This window comes from Enterobacter sp. 6722112 (assembly GCF_058661685.1).
The window spans coordinates 162,356-185,565 of record NZ_JBZWGR010000008.1 but is presented as its reverse complement, the minus strand read 5'-3'; the positions used below and the strand labels follow the sequence as shown (position 1 = coordinate 185,565).

The 23,210-nt window shown below is 51.3% G+C and carries 17 protein-coding genes and 1 pseudogene; 16 read left to right on the top strand and 2 right to left on the bottom strand.

What is annotated here, in order from left to right:
• Positions 1–48: 48 nt before the first annotated feature.
• From AC4OVU_RS24935 to traN, 9 genes are all read left to right on the top strand, one after another.
• On the top strand, positions 49–5,580 hold the full coding sequence (locus AC4OVU_RS24935; protein ID WP_000606833.1) for an Ig-like domain-containing protein: 5,532 nt from the start codon (positions 49–51) through the stop codon (positions 5,578–5,580).
• Between the two features lie 148 nt (positions 5,581–5,728).
• A complete protein-coding gene (locus AC4OVU_RS24930; protein WP_001259347.1) occupies positions 5,729–6,436 on the top strand; it encodes a DsbC family protein in 708 nt (235 codons plus the stop codon).
• A complete protein-coding gene (traC, locus tag AC4OVU_RS24925) occupies positions 6,433–8,880 on the top strand; it encodes a type IV secretion system protein TraC (protein ID WP_000637386.1) in 2,448 nt (815 codons plus the stop codon). The genes AC4OVU_RS24930 and traC overlap by 4 nt, the downstream gene beginning before the upstream one ends.
• Positions 8,881–8,894: 14 nt before the next feature.
• Positions 8,895–9,212 carry a hypothetical protein gene (locus AC4OVU_RS24920; RefSeq protein WP_000351984.1) on the top strand — a complete coding sequence of 106 codons (318 nt, stop codon included), beginning with the start codon at positions 8,895–8,897 and terminating at the stop codon, positions 9,210–9,212.
• Complete coding sequence (locus AC4OVU_RS24915) at positions 9,209–9,739, top strand: S26 family signal peptidase (protein WP_001010738.1); 531 nt, start codon at positions 9,209–9,211, stop codon at positions 9,737–9,739. Before AC4OVU_RS24920 ends, AC4OVU_RS24915 begins: the two co-directional genes overlap by 4 nt.
• Positions 9,702–10,967 (top strand): TrbC family F-type conjugative pilus assembly protein, encoded by a 1,266-nt coding sequence (locus AC4OVU_RS24910; RefSeq protein ID WP_000621288.1) that lies wholly within the window; start codon positions 9,702–9,704, stop codon positions 10,965–10,967. Before AC4OVU_RS24915 ends, AC4OVU_RS24910 begins: the two co-directional genes overlap by 38 nt.
• Positions 10,964–11,635, top strand: coding sequence for an EAL domain-containing protein (locus tag AC4OVU_RS24905; RefSeq protein WP_001337754.1), 672 nt, complete (start codon positions 10,964–10,966; stop codon positions 11,633–11,635). The genes AC4OVU_RS24910 and AC4OVU_RS24905 overlap by 4 nt, the downstream gene beginning before the upstream one ends.
• Positions 11,560–12,639 (top strand): TraU family protein, encoded by a 1,080-nt coding sequence (locus tag AC4OVU_RS24900; protein ID WP_001909285.1) that lies wholly within the window; start codon positions 11,560–11,562, stop codon positions 12,637–12,639. The genes AC4OVU_RS24905 and AC4OVU_RS24900 overlap by 76 nt, the downstream gene beginning before the upstream one ends.
• A 115-nt stretch (positions 12,640–12,754) precedes the next feature.
• On the top strand, positions 12,755–15,553 hold the full coding sequence (gene traN / locus AC4OVU_RS24895) for a conjugal transfer mating pair stabilization protein TraN (protein ID WP_001256487.1): 2,799 nt from the start codon (positions 12,755–12,757) through the stop codon (positions 15,551–15,553).
• Positions 15,554–15,591: 38 nt separating this feature from the next.
• On the opposite strand, the gene AC4OVU_RS24890 is transcribed toward traN, so the two are convergent.
• The gene (locus AC4OVU_RS24890) at positions 15,592–16,452 is read right to left on the bottom strand and encodes a hypothetical protein (RefSeq protein ID WP_000709517.1); all 861 of its coding nucleotides are present in this window, start codon (positions 16,450–16,452) and stop codon (positions 15,592–15,594) included.
• Between the two features lie 122 nt (positions 16,453–16,574).
• On the bottom strand, positions 16,575–17,216 hold the full coding sequence (locus AC4OVU_RS24885) for a hypothetical protein (protein WP_000796664.1): 642 nt from the start codon (positions 17,214–17,216) through the stop codon (positions 16,575–16,577).
• 293 nt (positions 17,217–17,509) lie between these two features.
• Here AC4OVU_RS24885 and AC4OVU_RS24880 point away from each other — a divergent pair, with 293 nt between their 5' ends.
• The 7 genes and pseudogenes from AC4OVU_RS24880 (at position 17,510) to AC4OVU_RS24850 (ending at position 23,172) form a co-directional block, all read left to right on the top strand.
• The gene (locus tag AC4OVU_RS24880; protein ID WP_000547566.1) at positions 17,510–17,830 is read left to right on the top strand and encodes a hypothetical protein; all 321 of its coding nucleotides are present in this window, start codon (positions 17,510–17,512) and stop codon (positions 17,828–17,830) included.
• Between the two features lie 303 nt (positions 17,831–18,133).
• Entirely contained in the window at positions 18,134–18,319 is a 186-nt protein-coding gene (locus tag AC4OVU_RS24875; RefSeq protein WP_001186917.1) for a hypothetical protein, read from the top strand.
• Between the two features lie 219 nt (positions 18,320–18,538).
• Positions 18,539–19,507: an AAA family ATPase gene (locus tag AC4OVU_RS24870; RefSeq protein WP_000085162.1), complete on the top strand. Its 969-nt coding sequence runs from the start codon at positions 18,539–18,541 to the stop codon at positions 19,505–19,507.
• Between the two features lie 10 nt (positions 19,508–19,517).
• Positions 19,518–20,426, top strand: coding sequence for a hypothetical protein (locus AC4OVU_RS24865; protein WP_000739139.1), 909 nt, complete (start codon positions 19,518–19,520; stop codon positions 20,424–20,426).
• A 60-nt stretch (positions 20,427–20,486) separates the two neighbouring features.
• A pseudogene (gene ssb, locus AC4OVU_RS24860) lies at positions 20,487–20,978 on the top strand (single-stranded DNA-binding protein); the annotation flags it as partial.
• Positions 20,979–21,109: 131 nt separating this feature from the next.
• Positions 21,110–22,099, top strand: a complete 990-nt coding sequence (bet, locus tag AC4OVU_RS24855; RefSeq protein WP_001282585.1) for a phage recombination protein Bet — start codon at positions 21,110–21,112, stop codon at positions 22,097–22,099.
• Between the two features lie 62 nt (positions 22,100–22,161).
• On the top strand, positions 22,162–23,172 hold the full coding sequence (locus AC4OVU_RS24850) for a YqaJ viral recombinase family nuclease (RefSeq protein WP_000706865.1): 1,011 nt from the start codon (positions 22,162–22,164) through the stop codon (positions 23,170–23,172).
• Positions 23,173–23,210: the final 38 nt, after the last annotated feature.

Here is a 23,210-nt window from a genome sequence, read left to right as displayed (position 1 = left end):
TAACCTCCAGCATTGGGTTCTTGTAACTCAAAACGAATGGAGAATGCGATGATCAATTTCAAGCCTAAAATTCCGGCGATGCTTGGGGCTCTGGCGGTTCTTACCGCTGGTGCTGCTCATGCAGAGCTGCTGGAATACACCTTTAAGGCTCCAGATGGTACGCAACGGTCTCTGACTCCGAATGCCAACTATGCCAACCCAACGGGCAATATCTCGTTTGCCTTGAGTGCCGGTATCGACCGAAAGGTAAAGATTTCGGTGATTCGGTCGGATGGAACAGTGGTTTCGACAGCGACCAGCCACCTTCTTGGGGCTACTGATCGCATCACAGTGGGTGGAAAATCCTACTATGGTGCGGAACTTCAACTACCGGCTCCTTCCGAGGGAGTCTACAAACTAAGGGCCGAAATACTGGCGTCAGACGGAAGTTCCGTTCAGACTGATGAATACCCGCTTCAAGTCGATACGACAGCGCCAAGTTTGGCAAACGTGACAGTAAAAGGGGAATGGAACCGGGCGCTTTCTGATGGAACGCTACTGCGAGGTCCTAACCGATTTTCAGGTATAGATGTGTCTGCATCTGATGCCGGTTCTTCGGTTTCCTCTATACAGGCGTATGCTGTAGATAGCAAAGGCAAGAGGAGTCCTGTTGTCTCGGTTAATTACGCCAACGGCCAAGGCCAGTTGTTGAACTGGAGCACTGTGTTCCCTAATGGGGAGGATCTATATACGCTTCATTTCGAGGCCCTGGATAAAGCAGGGAACAAAGGGTCAATAGCCTATCCTATTGCTTGGGATTCAGTAGGTGCAAAGTCTGGAGAGAATCCTGAGCCAGTAGCAGTGTATGACCCTAAGAACCCGCAGGCCTCAACTTTTAAGGTTAATGGTCAGGCCCTATCAGGTTTTGCGCCTTATCAGAACGGAATGACCATTTATTCCGATACCTACAGGGTGCTCTACCGGATACCCAAAACAAACTCCTATCCTTCTTCACCTTACGGTGCTCAAAGCGGTAACTGGTGTGATTATAAAAACTGTATTGAAGGCAATATCATTGCCGAAGACGGTACATATGATTATCGGCAGACGCAAGCTGATGTATTCCAGCAACATGGGACAAAAACTAAGTCGTTTATTATTTACGACTGGGTTATGAACTCTCTTGGTAATACATCCGTCAGTGTGAAAGCTGATCCATCGGTTAGCTTGGCTCCCATCGGTAAGTATGTTGAATATCTTAGGGATGATGGTCAGTGGGTCCGCGGTGAAACCATTAATATGAGCTCAGTTAACCATTATAAAAAACTGAGATTTCATGTTGAGCCGAGACCTTACGCTCAGGAGTTATGGGGATCTTGGTTGCCTACTACTAAAATTCCGGCAAATGCTTCTTATGCAGAAGTGGATACGGATATATCGTTCAGTGGGCGCTCATGTTCATGGCCTGGATATTGGTCTCGACCGGAAGGGAAGCCTGAACTTCCGTCTGATCGGATTGGGGCAACGTTCTGCTATGACCTTAACCCTCCTGAAATTGCTGGGTTAGAACGAAATGGGCGGATTTTTAAAGCTCATTTCCGTGAGCCTGATTCATTTGACGGTTGGGGTGTTAACCAGTGGGTTATTTCTAACAACTCAAGTGCGTCTGCGATAACCTCGACTGGCGAAGAACGTCCGTTGTCTCGTACTGAAGTTCTTCGTAGTAGCACAAATGATTGGTTTTTCACATTTTCTGCTGAGAATCTGTCAGAGGGCACATATACCGGCATATCTCTCGTAGCTAAAGATGCTTTCGGTAATGAGGTTAAGCAGGTATTCACTGGCTCCCAATATGCTATGAGCATAGATAATTCAGCGCCGACACTAACCGTATCGATCAGTGATGGAGCACCAATCCAGTCTTTGGATGATGTTGTAATCACCTTGACTGATACTGCCGACCCGAGTCCTAAGCTGACCTCTATTGCCCTCGTCGGAGGCCCAGCCGATGACAAGGTGCAGTTGTCTTGGCGTGAGGAGTCGAAAGGTCGATTCCGCCTTGAGTACCCGGTAATGTTCCCGTCTTTGAAGGAAGGGGAATCTTACACGCTGACTGTTTCCGGTGAGGACGCACAAGGCAACGCGGTTCAAAAGGCGGTTGGCTTCGAGTACAAACCGCGTCAGGTGATGCTGGCGGATGGGATGGATGGCAAGGTTATGGTCCCCGCTGTCACTCATGAATTTGTTCATGCAGATGGCAAGCGGATCATCGAGACCAAGCCGCTGACGCTCAGTGATGGTGCTGTCGTGACAGGTTCATACGACGTGTTTGCGACCCTCCGTTCTGATGCGAAAGTGCCGCTGGTGGTGAATGGGGTGCGTATCGAGCCGGGCCAGACAATGGGGATCATGAGCCAACATGATTTCGGTGCGTCAGGTGGTCGTTTGAGCATTCCGGTTAAACCGGCTGTTCCTGATGTGGTCGGCTCTTCCAGTCTTCTTGTCATGACCTCCGCGCCGAACTCACCCATCTTGGTTGTGGACATCAATACCTGGAAAGGGACGGCCAAGCTCTCGGCTGAATCATGGACAATTCGCCAGGTTATTGACCCGGTGAAAATCTATGCCCTGCCAGAGTCGGGTGTGCCTTGCCGGTTCACCACGAAAGAGGATGTGGCTATGGCCGCAGACCCAATTCGTGACCCGGTGTGTTTGCTCCAATGGGACAGAACTCCGGATGAGGCTGAACAAACTACGCAGGACAACAACGGGATGAAAGTTGCCGGGCTGGTGGGGCAGGCTGTGAGCATTGGTGAACAACCTGTCGAATACAGCCTGTACCTGTTCAGTGGTGACGGTTCCAAGGTAAAAGTTGGGTCTGGCTCTCAGAACCTGACGGTAACTACTGCCTATGGCTCTGTTGGTTACACCCCGATTGATGACATTGCTCAGGTGAATCGCGTCATTGAAGACTTTGATGTGAACTTCAAGCAGAGCAAAGGTCCTGATTGTTCAATCACTCTCAGTGCTGACCGTGCGAAAAACGAGGCCGCGAACAAAGCTGTTGGCAGTGCAAGCCGCACCTGTCTGTTCGAGTGGCAGCAGATCCCCGATGGACTGGTCCAAGACCCGTTATCGGAATCTCCTTCGTTGTCAGGTTCCCTGGCCGAGAACGGTGATCACCCTCTGGGGTGGCGGGTAAGTATTTTCACCCGTAACGGCACTCGGGTGACGTTGAACGACGAGACTTTCAATGTCGAAGCGGTTGACCCACCAGCTCCGACCGTTGAACTAGCCTCCGACTACAACTTCAAAGACAACATCTACTTGGTGCCGATGACAGGTAACTACCTGGGTGATGCCATTATCAACTCTGAACGAGCTGATCTGGATATTGCCATATCGCGCAACTCTGATGTTCTTGAGTCTGAGACCTTCACTCCGGGATGGGGTGCCACCAATAAGGTGTATCGCCGCATCAATACCGATGAGCGAGCGTTGTGGGAGGAGACCACCTACAAGGTGAACGCGGCCTACAACAAGGTGCCTGATGTGAAGACTGAGGTTGTCTACCGGGCTATCTCTGCACCTTCTGACAGTATCCGTCCTATCGTTGAAGTTAAAGGTGATACCGCGATTGACACCCAGGCATTGCCGGTTAGGGTTCTCATCCGTGATCAGTACAAACCTGATGGTGACTATGACGCTAACACGATGGGGGTGTGGAAAGTACGCCTGATCCAGCAAAAGGCCTACAACGAGACGGTTGCGCTCACTGATTATGCGGAAGCATCGAACGGTGAAGCTCAGTTCTCAGTAGACCTGTCTGGTGTGGATACTTCCTCCGTCCGTATCGCTGCTGAGGCTGTTCTGGAAAGCCCTGTTGAGGGTTACAACCGCACAGAGTTGTCTATCAGACCTGCCTTCTTGACAGTGCTTCGTGGTGGTGCCATCGGTGCTGGCGTGGAGGCTCGCAAGTTGTCTGGTGAAGCTCCGTTCACTGCTGTGTTCAAGCTATCTTTGGACGACCGTCAGGATCTCCGGGCTACCGGCCAGGTTGTGTGGGAAACCAGTAAGGACGACGGTAAAACCTGGGAGCAGTTCATCCCAGAAGATCGATACAAGTATCAGCTTGTGAAGACCTTCGACAAGGGGGAGTACCAGGTTCGGGCCAAGGTGGTGAACGTCAACTCAGGTGCGGAAAAGTACACCGAAGCGGTCAGTGTTGTCGCTTACGACAAACCTGATATTGCTGTTATCGGCCCGACCACGTTGTTTGTCGGAAGTGAAGGCAAGTACACAGCGAACCTGACGTTGAACGATGAGCCAATCTCCGGTGGCAATGCCATTGTTGAGTGGTCTACTGACGGTGGCAAAACCTACGCGCAGACAGGGGATAGCATCACGCTTTCGAGCGATGAAGAAACCCGATACCGCCTGTGGGCTCGTGTGCGCTCTGCCACTGCACCGGCTGATGACGGCTATGCCTATGAAGTTGCGAAAACGGCAGTTGACTTCCGAGCAGTGAAGGCCCCCCGTCCTTACGTGACAGGGCCGCGAGTCATTGAGACCGGTAAGAAGTATGTGTTCAAAGCCGAAACCAGCCTGCCTTACCGTGGGATGGACGTGAAGCTGAACGGGTTCTTCACGCTGCCTGATGGCTCAATTGTGCAGGGTGATACTGCTGAGTACGTGCCTTCGGACACTGACCTCAACCAGGCTACTGTAGAAACGAAGTACACCACCTGGATCGAAGGATACCGAGATCAGGGTGCAGAAGCCTCGCATAGCCTACGCTCCCGCGTGTGGCAGTATGTATGGCCGAGCTTCGGAATGCAGGTCAGGAAGAACGCTGACGTGGCTCCTGCGACGATCACCGCGTCAGTGCGGCCAATTGCCTTCAACGGCAAGCTGGAAGAACCGACCTACGAGTGGGAGTTGCCGGAAGGCGCAGTGATTCAGGATCAGCGGCAGGATATTGTCCGGTCCTTTGTGATCAATGAGCCGGGCGATTACAACATCAAGGTGACTGTCCGTGATGCTCGCGGCCATGAAACCGTGATCGAGCAACCGCTCAAGATCGGCCAGGCAGAGCCCTATGCTATCGACCTGCAATACTCTGGCTCGAACAAATACGAGCGTGAGCCTCTGGATGTGCTGTTGCGACCGTACATTTCTGGCGGCCACCCACGCGACCGTATTTCGACTCGCGTCTACTCGGTAGATGGTACGCCGTTGGAAAGCAGCGGTTACTACGGCAGAGCAACTCTGGGCGCTGGTGAGCACAGCATCAAGCTGAAAATAACCTCAGAAATGGGGCATGAAGCTGAGGGCGAGGTGAACATCAATGTGGCAGAGAACAAGTTGCCTGCATGTAGCCTGAGCTCACGAGAGACCGTTGGGTCGTGGATCGTTTATGCGAACTGCGAAGATACCGATGGCCGCATGAAGTCCTACGAATGGACCATTGCCGGTGAGTTGCAGAGCATCAGCTCTGATCGAGTGACTATCAGCAAGGGCACCTATGAAACGATGCCGACCATCTCTCTGGTTGGGGTCGATGACTCTGGTGGCAAATCCGAAGCTGTTACCATGAACTAAGGTTCATTCCTCTCAAAGCCCGGTTCAGACCGGGCTTTTTTTTGTATCGCGCTGGAATTGTCCAAATTGGGCTATTACAGAGGCGAGTCTATTTCCCTCCCCCGGATACACTGCCCAGCATCCAGTAATCCAATCTTAGGGGATAGACATGCGGACAAAATTACTCGGGGCGCTGATGGTGTTCGGGATTATTACCGGCACGGCTCATGCGTCATCGAAATTGGAAATCACCGATCCCAGAGCGGCGAAGATAGAGGACATCGTAGAGCTACCCATCAAAGGGGTTCGAGCCGTCCAAAGTGATGGGCAGATCATGTTCCTCTCTGAAAACGGGCGATTTGTTATTTCAGGACAAATCTACGACCTGTGGAGCAAGAAGCCCCTCAACACGATGTCCCAAATGAGGGATGTAGCGGAGCGTATCCACTTCAAGAGCATGGGCATGGATGTGGACACGCTGAACACCGTTTCGATGGGGCGTGGTGACAAAGAGGTGGTGGTCTTTGTCGATCCTAGATGCGCGGTTTGCCATCAGCTCATGGGTGATGCCAAATCGCTGGTGGATGATTACACCTTTAAATTTATCGTGATTCCTGCTCTGGGTGCTGAGTCCAACCGCTTGGCAAAGAACTTGTACTGCGCGAAAGACAAAACCCACGCGCTCGATGCGCTGATGAACAACACCTTGGGTTCCCTTCCTTCAAAAGAAACCTGCGACCCCGGCCAATACGATCAAACGCTGCTGACAGCTCATTTCATTGGGATTGAGGGCGTTCCGTTCGTGGTTGCTCCGGATGGTCGTGTCAGCAAAGGACGTCCGAAGAACCTGAAATCATGGTTGGAGAGTGTTGAATGATCGTAACCATCAAAAAGAAACTCGAAGAAACGTTGATCCCGGAGCACTTGCGAGCTGCCGGGATTATTCCTGTCCTGGCCTATGACGAAGACGATCATGTCTTCCTTATGGATGACCACAGTGCAGGCTTTGGTTTCATGTGTGAGCCCCTGTGTGGTGCCGATGAAAAAGTTCAGGAGCGAATGAACGGTTTCCTGAATCAGGAGTTCCCGTCGAAGACTACGCTCCAGTTTGTTCTGTTCCGCTCCCCGGACATCAATCAGGAGATGTACCGGATGATGGGGTTGCGTGATGGCTTCCGTCACGAGCTGCTGACATCTGTCATCAAGGAACGGATTAACTTCCTCCAGCACCACACGACAGAACGCATATTTGCCAAGACCAACAAAGGTATCTACGACAATGGCTTGATCCAAGACCTCAAGCTGTTCGTTACGTGCAAAGTCCCCATCAAGAACAATAACCCGACTGAAAGCGAACTCCAGCAGCTCGCACAGCTTCGCACGAAGGTCGAATCATCGCTTCAAACCGTTGGTCTGCGTCCCCGCACAATGACGGCGGTGAACTACATCCGGATCATGAGCACCATCCTGAATTGGGGGCCGGATGCTTCATGGCGACATGACTCTGTGGATTGGGAGATGGATAAGCCCATCTGCGAGCAAATCTTCGATTACGGCACTGATGTGGAAGTCAGCAAGAACGGCATCAGGCTGGGGGACTACCACGCGAAAGTCATGTCAGCGAAAAAGCTGCCTGACGTTTTCTACTTTGGTGATGCGTTGACCTATGCCGGGGATCTCAGCGGCGGCAACTCCAGCATCAAAGAAAACTACATGGTTGTGACCAATGTGTTTTTCCCTGAGGCAGAAAGCACGAAAAACACTCTGGAGCGCAAACGCCAGTTCACTGTAAACCAAGCCTACGGGCCGATGCTCAAATTCGTGCCGGTGCTGGCGGACAAAAAGGAGAGCTTCGACACTCTCTATGAGTCCATGAAAGAGGGGGCTAAGCCAGTCAAGATCACCTACTCGGTGGTTTTATTTGCTCCAACCAAAGAACGTGTTGAAGCGGCGGCGATGGCCGCACGAAACATCTGGCGTGAATCTCGGTTCGAGCTGATGGAGGATAAGTTCGTTGCTCTGCCGATGTTCCTCAACTGCCTGCCATTCTGTACAGACCGGGATGCAGTGCGAGACCTATTCCGCTACAAGACCATGACAACCGAGCAGGCGGCTGTGGTCCTGCCGGTGTTTGGGGAATGGAAGGGGACCGGGACCTATCATGCAGCGCTGATTTCCCGCAACGGCCAGCTCATGAGTCTGTCTCTTCACGACAGTAATACCAACAAAAACCTGGTGATCGCAGCCGAATCCGGCTCGGGTAAATCGTTCCTTACCAACGAACTGATTTTTTCCTACTTGTCCGAGGGTGCTCAGGTCTGGGTTATTGATGCCGGTAAGTCCTACCAGAAGCTGTCGGAAATGCTCAATGGCGACTTCGTTCACTTTGAAGAAGGAACGCACGTCTGCCTCAACCCGTTCGAGCTCATACAGAACTACGAGGACGAAGAAGACGCGATTGTCAGCCTCGTTTGTGCAATGGCGTCGGCCAAAGGCTTGCTGGATGAATGGCAAATCTCTGCGCTGAAACAGGTCCTTTCTCGCCTGTGGGAAGAGAAAGGTAAAGAGATGAAGGTTGACGACATCGCTGAGCGCTGTCTGGAAGAAGAAAACGACCAGCGCCTCAAGGATATTGGTCAGCAGCTCTACGCCTTTACGTCGAAAGGTAGCTACGGGAAATACTTCTCTCGCAAGAACAACGTCAGCTTCCAGAACCAGTTCACTGTACTGGAGCTCGATGAACTGCAAGGGCGTAAGCACTTGCGTCAGGTTGTACTGCTCCAGCTTATTTACCAGATCCAGCAAGAAGTATTCCTGGGTGAACGTAACCGCAAGAAAGTCGTCATCGTGGATGAGGCCTGGGACCTGCTCAAAGAGGGCGAGGTCTCGGTCTTCATGGAACATGCCTACCGCAAATTCCGTAAGTACGGTGGCTCCGTTGTCATTGCAACGCAGTCCATCAACGACCTCTATGAGAACGCAGTGGGCCGCGCCATCGCGGAGAACTCGGCCAGCATGTACTTGCTCGGCCAAACCGAAGAAACCGTGGAATCTGTTAAACGTAGCGGTCGTCTGACCCTTTCAGAGGGCGGGTTCCACACCCTCAAGACGGTACACACCATCCAGGGCGTGTACTCAGAAATCTTTATCAAATCGAAGAGCGGCATGGGCGTCGGACGCTTGATAGTGGGCGACTTCCAGAAGCTGCTTTATTCGACCGATCCGGTGGACGTTAACGCCATCGACCAGTTTGTGAAACAAGGCATGAGCATTCCTGAGGCAATCAAGGCCGTGATGCGAAGCCGTCAGCAGGCTGCATAACCAGGGAGACAGTAATGGACATTAAATCAATCGCAATCGCCGCCATTCTCGGTGCCGCTGGTGGCTTCGGCGGTAGCTACTACGTGATGAGCGAACAAACGGCAAGCATCCATCAGCGTTTGAATCAAACCCCGCCAGTGGTCGTGGTTGACTTCGCTAAAGTGGCGTCGGCGTATCCCGCTGGTGCCTCTCAGGAGGAAGTTGAAAGACTGATGGTCAAGACCAATGACGCAATTTTGAAGTTGAAAGACGCAGGTTATTTGGTCCTTGACGCAAGTGCTGTCGTCGGTGCTCCAAGTGACGTGTACCTCCCTGATGAGGTGCTGAAATGAATTTTCCACTCAAGAAGTATTTCGTCAAAAAGGAATCCTGGAAGCGCTTCGGGGTTAAGGCCGGTGTGACACTACTGGTTCTTTGGGCTGCTGGTGCGGCCTTTGCCAGCCGCTACCGTATTGGCATTGATCCACAACAGGAGAAGTGCCTGCCGGGTTACACCTTCTTCCTCATTGATCTGAACGACCAAACTCTGGAGAGGGGAGCTGTTTACGCCTTCCAAGCCAAGAACATGCAGCCTTTCTACAAGGACGGGACTCGCATGGTCAAAATCCTCACCGGTATGCCGGGGGATAAAGTCGAGATCAACGATAAGTGGAAGATCACCGTCAATGGTGATGTCGTCGGAGAGGGGCTCCAGCTCGCAGGGAAACTACATCTGCCAGAGAGCCACTTTTACGGCAAGACCACGCTGAAAGAGAATAACTACTGGTTTATGGGCAAAAGCCCATTCAGCTTCGACTCACGTTACTGGGGGACTGTGAAAAATGATCAGATCATTGGCCGCGCATATCCCCTGTTCTAAGAGCGTTCTGGTGGCGTTGATATTCTCTGTGGCTGGCGGGGCATACGCTCAAGAGTCTCCGCTCACAGAGCAGGATAAGGCGCTTATTGAGAAAGGAAAGCAAATTGCCCAAAAGGCCCAGAAGATGGAAATGCCATCTCTGTTGCAAAACCAACACATGGACGAGGCTCAGGCCGAAGCCAAGGCATTTTTCAAGCAGCTCCAAACTACTAACCCAACGCTCAAGGAGATGCACCGGAAACAGGCTGAAAAGGGTATCTACTCTGACCATCGGATACTGGTTTTCGCCTCGTTGTCTCTTGGCGAACAGGGGTTAGATGACGTCCTAACGGCGGTGTCAGGCCAGCCTGATTCTGTAATTGTGTTCCGTGGCATCCCGGAAGGAATGAACTTGGGGCAGGGAGTTAAAGCTATTCAGGCGCTCGCGGCCAAAAAAGACCCAGTGCCGAACATCATCATCAACCCTACGTTGTTCAAAACGTACAACATCACAGCCGTTCCCACGATTGTGATGCTGGAGGATGAGCCGCTGCCTGGCGAACAACCAAACGTCGTCGCCCAGGTCTCCGGGTTGTCCGACCCGGTATGGTTGGCTCGGGAAGTGGATAACGGAGAAAAAGGCGATCTCGGCGTTAAGGGGCCGGTGGAGAAAATCAGTGAGCCAGACCTTATTGATGTTGCCAAGAAACGCCTTGCCAATATCGACTGGGAAGAGAAGAAGAAACAGGCTATAGAGCGCTTCTGGACCAAGCAGAATTTCAATGAGCTGCCCAGAGCGCCAAAATCTCGAACACGAGAAATTGACCCTAGCGTCATGATCACCAGTGACATCAGCACTCCGGATGGCACTGTGTTCGCTCACGCGGGTGACGTGATCAACCCATTGTGCGATCCGAAGGAAGTTTGCAAGCCTGGAACGCGGCCATTTACCCAAGCGGTCGTAGTTTTCGACCCGCTGGACAAAAAGCAAATGGAGCTGCTCGCCAAGAAGCTGCCTGAAATTAAGCAGGAACCTGGCGTACAACGGATTACCTATATCGCCACAGAGTTCGACAAAGACAAAGGCTGGGATTCCTACAAGAGTGTCACCGACAACTTTGACGCGCCGGTATATCTGCTGACGCCAGATCTGATTACCCGGTTCGAGCTGGAGCACACACCGAGCGTCATTACTGCCAGAGGCAAGAAGTTTGTTGTCCGCGAACTTGCTGAGGAGGGCGGTGAATGATTTTTGCCCCGGCTTTCCAACCAATTAAAGACGTCGGCACAGGTTCGTTTGTCGCTGCTGAGGTACTGGCTCGTTGGTACGACGAAGGCCGGGTTCTTACACCATCCTCTCTGTCATCACCTCCTTATTGGGGGCTGGTGGATATGGAGATGGCACGGTTCATTCAGGACAACCTTCATTATTGCTTGGATCTGTACCCAGCTCTTTTTCTGAATGTCTCTGAACATACTTTGCAATCAGACGTCATTTTCAAAGCGTGGTGGAGGGTTGTCCGCGACATTGCTAAGAATCACTCATCACGGCTTGTCATCGAGATTACCGAGGGCATTCAGGATGCCTCTCTCGCATTGAGATGGGAGGCTCTTACCGAAATAGGGGTTGAGCTGGCGCTGGATGACTATGGAGACAAAAACTCTTCGCTGGAGCGCCTGAGTCGTTATGACTGGCACTATTGCAAGTTTGACGCGAGAAGACTGCGGTCGCTTGAAGACTACTCGGCCATCCTCCACTGCCGCCGAAAAGGCATACAGCTCATTGCTGAGCAGGTGGAGAGCTTCCCATTGGGGGAGAGCGCCAAATTACTTGGACTGTCATGGCAACAAGGTTTCTATCACGGGAAGCCTGCTGTCATGGAGAAACACTTGAATTACGTAAAGGCCTTACCATGATGCAAAAAATTCTACGGGTCATTGCCGTTAGCGCGGTCTTTTGGGTTCGTTCGGTATCGGCTGACCCTGGGTGCCAGAATGCGGAAGTAATCGGCGGAAAACTGATTACTGACATCTGCTGGAGCTGTATTTTTCCCATCAAAGTAGCAGGGGTTCCTATAAGTGGTGGAGGCGGATCATTCCCGAGTGAAGCCGTAAGCAACCCTCTGTGTATGTGCGAGGATAATCTAGGGGTCCCTCGGCCTGGAGTCACCACTTCTATGTGGGAGCCAGCACGGCTTGTTGAATTTCAGAGAGTGCCTGGCTGCTCATCTGTCTTGAATGGTGTCAGGTTCCCGTTTGATAGGACTAACCAAGGGCATCATGGCATGGGAGACATGGATGGTGGTGATGGTTCTTTTATGCACTATCACTACTATGCGTTTCCTCTGTTGGTGATGCTCGATTTATTTATTAAGCAGACCTGTAATGCTGATGGGTATATGGATCTCGACATCATGTACATGTCGGAGCTCGACCCGACCTGGAACAATGATGAGCTCGCTTTTTTTACCAATCCAGAGGCGGCGGCAGTAGCAAACCCAATTGCGGCGGCTGCGTGTACTGCTGATGCTGTCTCATCAACCGCTGGAAAACCTTTAAAACAGCTTTTCTGGTGTGCTGGTTCATGGGGCACCCTGTATCCATTTAGTGGCAACCAGAATGGTGGAAAAGGTGTTATCCGCGATAGCAGTCTTCTTAGCACAAGGGTTCTGGCTGCTTTGCATCGCCGGGGGTTAGCGTGGAAGACAATGGGTTCTGAGGCTATGTGTAGAGGTGTTATTAGCCCAACACTACCCAAAACGCAGTACAAATTCACGCTATTGCATCCGGTTCCAGAGACAAACTCATCTCACGTAATTGGCGAATCCACTCTTACGTGGGGTCTGGCGCGAACTATACCGGCAATTGGGCAAGACCCTATTTACACCATCTGGCGATGGAATGATTGCTGTAACAATTGAGCAGACCCTAACGAATTTGCACGGGCATTTTAGATTATGCCCCAAAAGGGCCACTACACGTACAGGTGGCCCTTGTCTTCTCAGATAGCATGGGAAGGTTGAAATGGAGAACACAATGCGAAGTCATAATTACTTTATGAAAGCTGTGGCCTCGCTGTTGACAGTAACCATGTCTGCGCTGCCGATACATTCCTACGCTAACGGTAGCCAAGACCAGGACATCACAGCGGTGGGTAAAGAGGCCCAGGCTTTCGGACAAAACCTCTCAAACTCATTCAAGTCGAGCTCGGGGACTGTGCAAGATGGCACAATCTCTATGCCGACGTTGAAAGACGGTCAATTCCAAATGAACGGGGGGAGTCAGATTAATGTCAATGATCTATTCCCCGGAACGAGCGGGACCAACAATAAACCTGATAGTTATTACTTCCCTGATGCCAATAAACCTGATGTGGGCGGTCTGCAAGGCATTTACGACTCTGGCGATGACATGGACAGCGTGGGGAATAATGCAAAAGGGTCGCTGTGGAGTGATGCCAATAGTGCTAATCCATCAATCTCTGGTGCGGCATACAAGGTTCTTCTCGATGCCTCTAATCGATCACGCCCTGATTTCAGTAATGACCCTGTACTAAATCTAAGCAAAAAGACCTATGAGGATATGGACCTCATCGCAGGTGGCTTTGGGGATTGTTCTGCCGAAACAACCATCAATCAGAATACTATCAACGCCCACATTCCAGAGTATGAACGGTGTCAGCGTGTTGTAGATCAAAGCGCGGACTGTGAGGTTGTCCATGACTACGATGCCTCTGTGGTGAAGCACTATGATGGTCCATATAACCTCAAATCTTGTGGAGAAGGCTGTACTGAGTTGTGGATTGGCCGAGTTGGTAACGACTACTGGAGTGGCAACTGTTCGATTTATGAGGAATACACGCGGGTCCAAGTCAGTAATCCAGACGCCATAGTGTCTGCAACTCTTGAGTACGCCAAGTGGGATGACTACATGCAAGTTTGGGTTGGTAAATCAGGTCAGGAAACTAAAGTATGGTCCGGCCCTGACGGCAATTTCCCTCCAGAAACGGCTGGCCGATGTGAATTGTCAACAAGTTGGGAGCGAAACCCTAATATTGATGTCACTCCCTATTTCAAGAATGTGAAAGATGGTGATGTTGTTACGTTTAAGATCCGCGTTTCAGTAACTGGCGCAGGTGAGGGTTTTGGCCGCATAAAGCTACGCTATGACCCATCAAAAGCCATTACCAAGGATGAGTGGGCTCCACAGAGCTGCATGGATTCAGCCAAAGGGGTTGTAGATGGTTTTGCGGAAGGCGAGATCACATGTATAGATGACCCGACTGATGCTACGGGCTGCACAGTCATCAATGGGATCAAAGTTTGCGAATCTCAACTCAAGCCGTCACCTTTGCCTGGTATTCCAAAACTATGCAAAAAGGTTCGAGTTAAAGCTGACTATGACTTTTATAAGGGGCAAATGGACTGCTGGACAGACCCTCAAGGTGAAACGCACTGTCCGGTAAACACGGGCGGGAATCTCGATAGCTGTCAGAAATATGAAGAAAACCCTCAGTGCGGCTTCATCAGTTCCAAATGTGTTGATGGTGCTCAGGGAAGTTCTGGTACGTGCTACGTCCACGAGGATACTTATGACTGTGGTACAGATGTTTCTGTTCCGACCTTGGAAAAGGAAACTGAGTACCAGTGCGGTGGGCCTATACGCTGCATGGGAGATGACTGCCTTGATTTGACCAAAACACAAAGCACTGATTTTGCTCGCGCTACTGCGTTGCTCAATGCAGCCCAATTCATGACGCAGGATATGAGCTGCACAGGCCAAGATGGGGATGACAATCCTACCGGGGATGAAAACGTTATTTGCTCTGCTTTTGCAGGGGAAGCTGGCGAATGCAAGATAGCTGTTGGGGGAGTTTCTGATTGCTGTGAAAAGCCAACCAATATATCTCTTGCCGATTATCTGAACCTAATAATGGCCGTTCCAAAGCTCGATGGCGCAGTGATGGGGCTGACTGATGGTAATGCGCTTAAAGGTGCTTATCAGGTACTTAGGGAACCTGCCCTTCAAGGGTGGACAGAAGTCACAAAACCGTTCACAAGTTATATAGAGAACGTTTCAGGTGCTGTTGATTCGTTCTTCCAGCCTGTAGAGCAGTTTGTTGATCAACTCATTGACCAGCTCAAAGAGCAAGTCAAAGAAGTGATGATGGATGTCATGAAATCAGCAGGCCAAGATGCAGCAACAGAGCAGGCGGCTGCCGCAGCATCTGAACAAGCTGCCGAAGCAATGATGGAGACTGCGACAACATGGCTTAGCACTGCCATGACGATATATACCGTCTATGTCGTTGCGATGGTGATGATCCAGATGATTTATAAGTGCGAGGAAGAAGAGTTCACTATGAACGCCAAAAGAGCGCTCAAGAATTGCACCTATGTAGGCTCTTATTGTAAATCTAAGGTGTTGGGCGCTTGTATTGAAAAAAGAGAAGCGTATTGCTGCTTCAATTCTCCGCTCTCTCGTATTATACAAGAACAGGTTCGCCCTCAATTGGGGCAGAACTTTGGAGACCCCAAAAATCCTCAGTGTGAAGGGATTCCACTAGATAAAATTGCCGAAATTGATTGGAGCAAAATTAATTTGGATGAGTGGCTTGGGATATTACAGCAGAACGGTAAATTCCCTGATCCGGCCTCAATAAATCTCGACTCGCTGACTGGAGCAGGGAATGACTTCAATATTGACGGGACGCGGAAGAATGCTCAGGAAAGGGCGTTGGAGCGGTTGGAAGGGATTGATATTGACGCGAAGCGAAAAGAGGCGACAAACAGCATAGACCCTCAAACAGGCGCGCCAACTGGTGGTGGTGGATAAAAAAAGGGGCCTTTCGGCCCCTTTCTCATGTAGATTGATTACGCTTCTGGGTAAACAAATAACTCTGCTTTTCCCTGATCAAGAAGGTAAGGGAAAGCAACTTTTTCGCCATTATCCAGCTCAACCGATTTTGGAGCAAGGTAGAGGTAGGCCCAAGCTGGTAGCTGTTTGCTAATAGCTGCGTAGATCGCTTGCTGAGGAGCATGGCTTGCTGCCCCATTACCGACATTCACAAAGTTGTATGCGGTCTCATGGCCTGATGTGAAGGCATACGCTGTACCTTGAACGCCAGAGACAAAATTAGGAGCTGACCCTAGGCGAGGCTCCACGATTTTCACCTTAACGGAACACATGTCAGCTACCTTACTTTGTCCGTTCACCCACGTCGGGCAACCCCATTCATTCTTGTAGAACTGATAGGTTAGGCGACCATCTTTGTCATACAGAAGCGTGAAATTGGCACCCAAATCAGTCAGCGCTGACTCAATGGAAACTTTCACATGTGAAAGAAATTTGGCCTGAGCGTCTGCCGGTGAAACTGCTTCGTTAGCAGGCATCCAAGCGATCAAGCTATTGCGAGCGCCATGCTGTTTGGGGCCGATAGCCCAGTTCGCAAGGTTGACCAAGCCACCTTGCCAGTCGGTCATTCCGAGCTGAGGGGACATGTAGCCAGACAGCACGTAGGCTGCCCCAAACGTTTTGGTGTCGGTCAGACGCTCCAGCTTGTCACGCGGAACAGAAGCGTCTTGGATGCCTGTTACCAGGCCACCGGCCTCCGCGATGTTGTAAGCGCGACTGTGATTGGTTTTGTACGCTGTGGGTTCGTAACTGCTGGTGGATGCACAGCCAGATAGAGCTGCTACAGCCAGAGCCACGGTGGTGATTAAAGCCTTTTTCATGTTGTTCTCCGTTCTTACCTGAGTTGAATCTGATTTACTTCGATAATATCACAGCATCAAAAAATGCAACCATAAAAGACAAAAAAAAGCCCCTCGGGCGAGGGGCAAAGGTTTGGGCTGGGTTATGCTGCTTTTGTTTTCTCGGCTTCGTCTGCGATTTCCTTGTCGCCGGTTGCAGATTCCGGAGCGGCTTCGGCCACTTCACCTTCTTTGCCTTTGCTGTGGGCGGAAATGCGAGCCCGTTTCTCGATGCCGATGATTCGACCGGCCAGCTTGATGAGGCGTTGCTGCCATTGGTAAGTGGCGTCGGTGCGCTGCTTGCTGGTCAGTACGGTGTTCAGCCAGAGAGTGTCAACGATCCCCATCAGGGTATCCAGTTTGCGGATCAGGTGTGCAAACTGAGCAACCTGAGGAGAGTTGATCTCGATGGTGTATTCATTCGGGTTGGTGTAGCCGGGCATCATGTCGATGCCGTTGTCTTCCATCAGCTTGTTGAGCTGGGCGGTAGCTTTGTCCAGGTCTTCGGAGACCTTGGAAATGTGTTCCAGGATGACGGTTTCAACCTGGTCGATTTCGTCCTGCTCACCGATGATGCGAAGGATCACGTCGATGGAGAACAGGGAGTTGGAAACTCGCTCAAAGCTGCGTTCCATGACGCGCTGAGCTTGGAGGCTGTTTACTTTCAGAACTTGCTTGAAAACAGGGCGAGAGTAGTGGTTGCTGCGGTCGTTGTTTGTGTCCAGTGCTACTTGTGCTTCTGCCATTAGAGATACTCCTAAATTTGAGGTACAGATAAACGCACTGGAAAGGATAAATGCGGTCAATCTGTAACCTGACCTCTCGAAGTGCCCAAAATGGACAGTTACAGCGTTTTCTGTTTAGCAAAGGTGAGCTATATTTGAATCATCTTAGTCGCTCTGCGGCTATAGGTGAGATAGCTGGTCTCCGAAAACAAACAGCATCTAGTCTTATGCCGTATGGCATTACTTAACCCCAAGCCGGGGGCTTCTCCCGGTTTTCGGGTGTTGCCCCTGTTTTTTTACATAGGAGCAACACCATGCACATCATCACTTTCATTGTAGTTCTGCTTGCATCTCTGGGCGCACTGTACGTAGGCGCGAAGGCATTTGCTTTTTCCTTCATCGTTCTCGCTAAAGTGTTCCAGCGTATCGGTTTGTTCCTTTGGAACAAATTCGCAGTTCCTGCAATGCGGTCTGTACAGGCCGTCATCAAAGAACGTGCTGCCAAGGCTGAACAAGCCAAAGCAGTCGTTGAACCTGAGGTAACTCAAGTTCAAGAAGTCGCTAAACAAGAACCTGACTGGGATTATCTCGAAATCCCGACTTACCTTCGTAAGGGCAAGGAACTTGTTTGGTAATAACTGTCGCTGAGTAATCTTCGACACTTTCAAACCCATCGGGGCAACCATACCCCGACGGGGATGTTGCCCCTTTTTGCTTAGGAGCAACATCATGGAAATCGCTATCATCGCTTTGTGTATCCCTACTGGTTGGGCAATCTCTCGTCCTTTCGTGAGAATCGCTGAATCGTTCGGTTACTGCTGATAGTCAACGCAAAGGGAGGGGGCAACCCCTCTCTTTCTGGTCAAGCCTCTGTGGCTTGTCCTCAAAGTCTTCTGGTGTCAGTTGGCTTTGACGACAAGCTACAGGGGGAATGTCGAATGCAACAGAATCTTCATGTTTACGACGATCACGCAGGCATCATCTATCTGGCTGATGGACGCGAGGTGAAATTTGATCCGAAACTGTATTCCAGCTCCTACCAGGCGCACAGTGAAGCAGTGAAGTGGGCCAAAGAAACCGGGGTCATTGGTCAAAACGACGATGTGGTGATGTTCGTCCATTGAGGGAGTGGCCTCCAGGAGAGGCTACTCTCCTCGCTCCTTAAAAGTCTTCTTACTCATGGTGAATACCATCAGTAAGCAGATTTTGTTCTCTTCGGAGAGCGAAAAGTGCGATAGCTGGTCGCCAAAAACAAACAGCAAATTAACGTTAATTTACTAGCCCAACCGGGCGCATCCGCCCGGTTCGGGACGTGGTGCGCCTGTCACAATAGGAGCGCACCTATGTCTCAATACTCTCAATTCTCAGTAAGCAAGGTTTTCGGTATGCCCAGCATTCCGGAGAAGGTAACGGCCATCGGCTACGCTGACGGTTCAAACCCTTTCATCCCTGCCACTGATACCAACTACGTTTTCCGCAAAGAGTTTCTGCGAGAGGTCTTGGCCTATCTCAAAGAGCCTGGCGGTGACGCATTGTTCGTAACCGGCCCTACCGGGTCTGGCAAAACCTCAGGTATCACCGAGATCGCTGGTCGTCTCAACTGGCCTGTTCAGCAAATCACTGCCCACGGGCGGATGGAGCTGACAGATCTGATTGGACATCACGCTCTGGTCGCGGAAAAGCCTGGTCAACCACCTGTCATGAAGTTCATGTATGGACCTCTGGCAGTCGCTATGCGTGAAGGTCATCTGCTCCTCATCAACGAGGTGGATTTGGCCGACCCTGCCGAGCTGGCTGGTCTCAACGATGTCCTTGAAGGGCGTCCCCTTGTGATCGCTCAGAATGGCGGGGAAATCATCAAGCCGCACCCGATGTTTCGTGTGGTCGTTACTGGTAACTCTACGGGGTCCGGTGATGCTTCTGGTTTGTACCAGGGGGTGATGATGCAGAACCTCGCAGCTATGGATCGCTATCGTTTCACCAAAGTAGGGTATGCGGATGAGGAAGCTGAACTCAGCATTCTTGGCCGTGTTACTCCGAAACTTCCGGAAAATGTGCGGAAGGGAATGGTTCGGATTGCTAATCAGGTCCGCAAACTGTTTCTTGGCGAAAACGGTGAAGATGGTCAGATCAGCGTCACCATGTCCACTCGGACGTTGGTGCGTTGGGCGAAACTGTCTCTAGCGTTCCGTGGTGCCCCAAATGCTCTTGAATACGCCCTGGATCAAGCTCTGCTTATCCGTGCGGCCAAAGAGGAGCGTGAAGCCATCCTGCGTGTTGCGAAGGATGTGTTCGGGGACCAATGGCGCTAAGGGGTGACGCATGAAGAAAAATGACTGTTTGTGCCGTCGTTACACTGCTAAAGAGTGGGGCAATGACGAAACCACAATAGAAGTCTTCATTGGCTACAAGTTGCTCCGGGAGCCCAGCTCCTCGGAGCCAGGCCAATTCACGATGGTCGAGCTACGCCGAACCGTCACTGATGGGAAAGCTGAAAATTGGTCTGAGACAAAGCTCGAAGGACCTTTTGAAGCTAACGGCCCAGACACGATCCCAATGTCCTACAAGGACAAAGAAAGCCAGTATGTGTCACAGTTTCTCAGCCAGGGGTACACCTTTCTGGATGAGGTGCTGGTAAACGCAGAGACACAGACGGTGCTGGAAGGGGGGAATGTTTCAGCCGGACAAACAGCCAGCTTGGGATCTCTCAACTGGCTGTTATCTCCGCCCTCTGAGTTACCTCCAGGTGACATAAACCTCTTCAAAGGTTTTGTTGCTGGGGTTTTTGCCAAAGGAGCCGGTTTAATCGGCTTTGAGGTTGCTCGGAGCGAAGGCTCAAATGACTTGCTACCCAGTGTGCTGATGCGTACTGACAGCGGTTATGAGCTTGGGGTTAGCACTGGACTAGGCGAAAACACTATCCATCCAGCTACGCTGGAAGGCGCTGGTGAACTCCGCCCGGAACATGGTCACAAACCCCTGCTGATGTTGGTTTACCTGCAACAGCGTTTCGCGGATGACTTTTCAAACGTAGAGAAGCCGCTGGTGGCATTCTGTGATGAACAGGGTGATACCTTCGACTACGAGCGTTTTGATTCACTAAAACCCCTCATTGAACGGTTTGGTTTCAGCTACGACGAAGTAAGAGCAGATGCAGAAAGGCTTGGCCTTGTATCTGAGCTGATTCGCCTGGCAGAGATCGACGCCGAACAAGAGGATCACTTTTTTTAACCCTTACGGGGGCTTGCTCCCCGAAAGGGGCGTTGGCCCTCTCCAAATAACTTGGAGGTCATGATGTCTAAAGGCGTCAACAAAGTAATTCTGGTCGGTAATCTCGGTTCTGACCCGGAAATTCGCTACATGCCAAGCGGAACTGCCGTTGCCAACTTCAACGTTGCAACAACGGATACGTGGCGCGATAAGCAGTCTGGCGAGCAAAGAGAGCATACTGAGTGGCACCGTATTGTGCTTAAAGGTCGTTTGGCAGAAGTCGCTGGTGAGTACCTGAAAAAGGGCTCCCAAGTCTATCTCGAAGGGAGCAACCGCACCCGGAAGTGGACTGACAGCCAACAAATCGAGCGCTACACCACCGAAGTACACTGCGTTGAAATGCAGATGCTTGGTGGTCGTGGAAATGCACCTCAGGACAACTCTCAACGTGCAGCGCCCCAAAAAGGGCAACGTACAGGAGCCGGTACGCAATCTGCTCCTGTGCAGCAATCAGCACCGCAAGGTGGTATGGGCGGAGGCTATGGTCCCGCTCCTGATGGCTGGGATGATGACACCATTCATGCGGCTGCACCACTTGGCTGGCGGGTAACACCGCCAACTCTTACTAAACCCCACGGGGGCACTCATGCCCCGAGGGGGTCATGGTGTCCTCAAACCGTTCATTCGTGAATTGGAGAAACACCATGTCTGATAACAAATCTCTTGTAACCCGTATCGCAAGCCGGTTTGGCGTGGACACCCGAAAGTTCTATGAAACTTTGAAGGCGACCGCATTCAAGCAGCGAGATGGAAGTGCCCCGACCGATGAGCAGATGATGACGCTCCTGATCGTGGCTGAACAGTACGGTTTGAACCCTTTCACTCGGGAAATCTATGCGTTTCCTGACAAGCAAAATGGGATCATTCCGGTAGTAGGTGTTGATGGTTGGAGCCGCATCATCAACGAGCATCCCCAGTATGATGGCGTCGAGTTCGTGTATTCGGACAAGATGGTCAGAATGCAGGGGGCGAAAGTTGACTGCCCTGAGTGGATTGAATGCGTGATTTACCGTAAGGACAGATCTCGCCCTATCCGCATCAAGGAGTTCATTGATGAGGTGTACCGTGAACCGTTTCAGGGTCAAGGTCGCAATGGTGCTTACACTGTTGATGGCCCCTGGCAAACGCACACCAAGCGTCAACTCCGGCACAAGTCGCTGATCCAGTGTTCTCGTGTCGCATTTGGTTTCTCTGGTATTTATGACCAGGATGAAGCTGAACGCATCCGTGAAATGGAGCAGGCATCGGCCATTAACCCGGCTATTGCCAATCTCCCTTCACCATCTCAAGTTCAAAGCCAAGAGCCTTTGGCTATTGAGCACAAAGAGCTTGACCCGATCCTAACCAAACTCGCAAATCGCGCCATTGCTGAAAACGCATGGTCTGCGGCGCATGAGTATGTGAAGGGACGGTATGAAGGTTCGGAACTGCAATATGCGACTCAATTCCTTCGTGACAAGGAGATGGATCAAATGGAGCCTCCGAAACCTGACTACCAGGAAGCGCACGAGCAAGAGTCCGCCGCTGGTGGTTCTGCAAATGCTGAACCTGGTGCCGAAGAAATGCCGCCTTTGAGTGACGAGGACATGATCCCTGTTACAGAAGAGGAGGGCGCGGAAGGCAGTTACTACTAACCCCAACGGGGGGGACTCCCCCGCTGGGGGAGATCTCCCTCCTAACCATTGGAGAGAGGTCCATGAAAATAGTCAACCTATCGCAACGAGAGGAAGATTGGCTTGATTGGCGGCGTCAAGGTGTAACAGCCACTGACGCCGCTATCCTGCTCAATCGGTCTCCGTACAAAACACGATGGAGACTGTGGGCCGAGAAGACTGGGTATGCGCGTGAAGTCGATCTGAGTCTTAATCCGCTGGTTCGCCGGGGGATAGAAAACGAAGATGCTGCAAGACGCGCTTTCGAGGAGAAGTATGATGACATGCTGCTCCCCGCCTGTGTCGAATCGGTTCAATACCCGCTCATGAGGGCCTCCCTGGATGGCCTGAGAGATAACGGGGAGCCCGTCGAGCTGAAAAGCCCGAGTGCGACTGTCTGGGAAGATGTTTGTGCTGAGAAAGCAAACAGCAAGGCATACCAGCTTTATTACCCGCAGGTGCAACACCAGCTCCTGGTAACGGGGGCCAAGCAAGGCTGGTTAGTCTTCTACTTTGAAGGTCAGATTCAGGAGTTTCCAATACTCCGAGACGAAGCCATGATTCAAGAAATCTTGGCCGAGGCTAAAAAGTTCTGGCAACAGGTAGTAGACAAGAAGGAGCCCGACAAAGATCCAGAGAGAGACCTGTACATACCGCAAGGTGAAGAGGTCAACCGTTGGATTGCTGCTGCTGAGGAATACCGCCTCTATGATGCTGAGATTCAGGAGCTGAAACAGCGACTGTCTGAGCTTCAAGAAAGGCAAAAGCCTCATCTCGACACCATGAAGTCCCTCATGGGGGAATACTTCCATGCCGACTACTGCGGTGTGATGGTAACGAGATACAAAGCGGCTGGCCGGGTAGACTACAAAAAGCTGTTGGCTGATAAGGCGTCAGGCGTGAAGCCTGAGGATGTTGACCAGTACAGAGAGAAGTCATCAGAGCGGTGCCGTGTAACGGTTACTGGCTCTGTGAAGCCACGGTACATTGTTGATGAGGACGTGCTTGCTCCTCTTGATGATTTGCCGGAAGAAGTAGAGACGTTCTACTGGTGAGTGGGGGATTTTCCCCCGCTTTCCCTTGGGGATTCTGG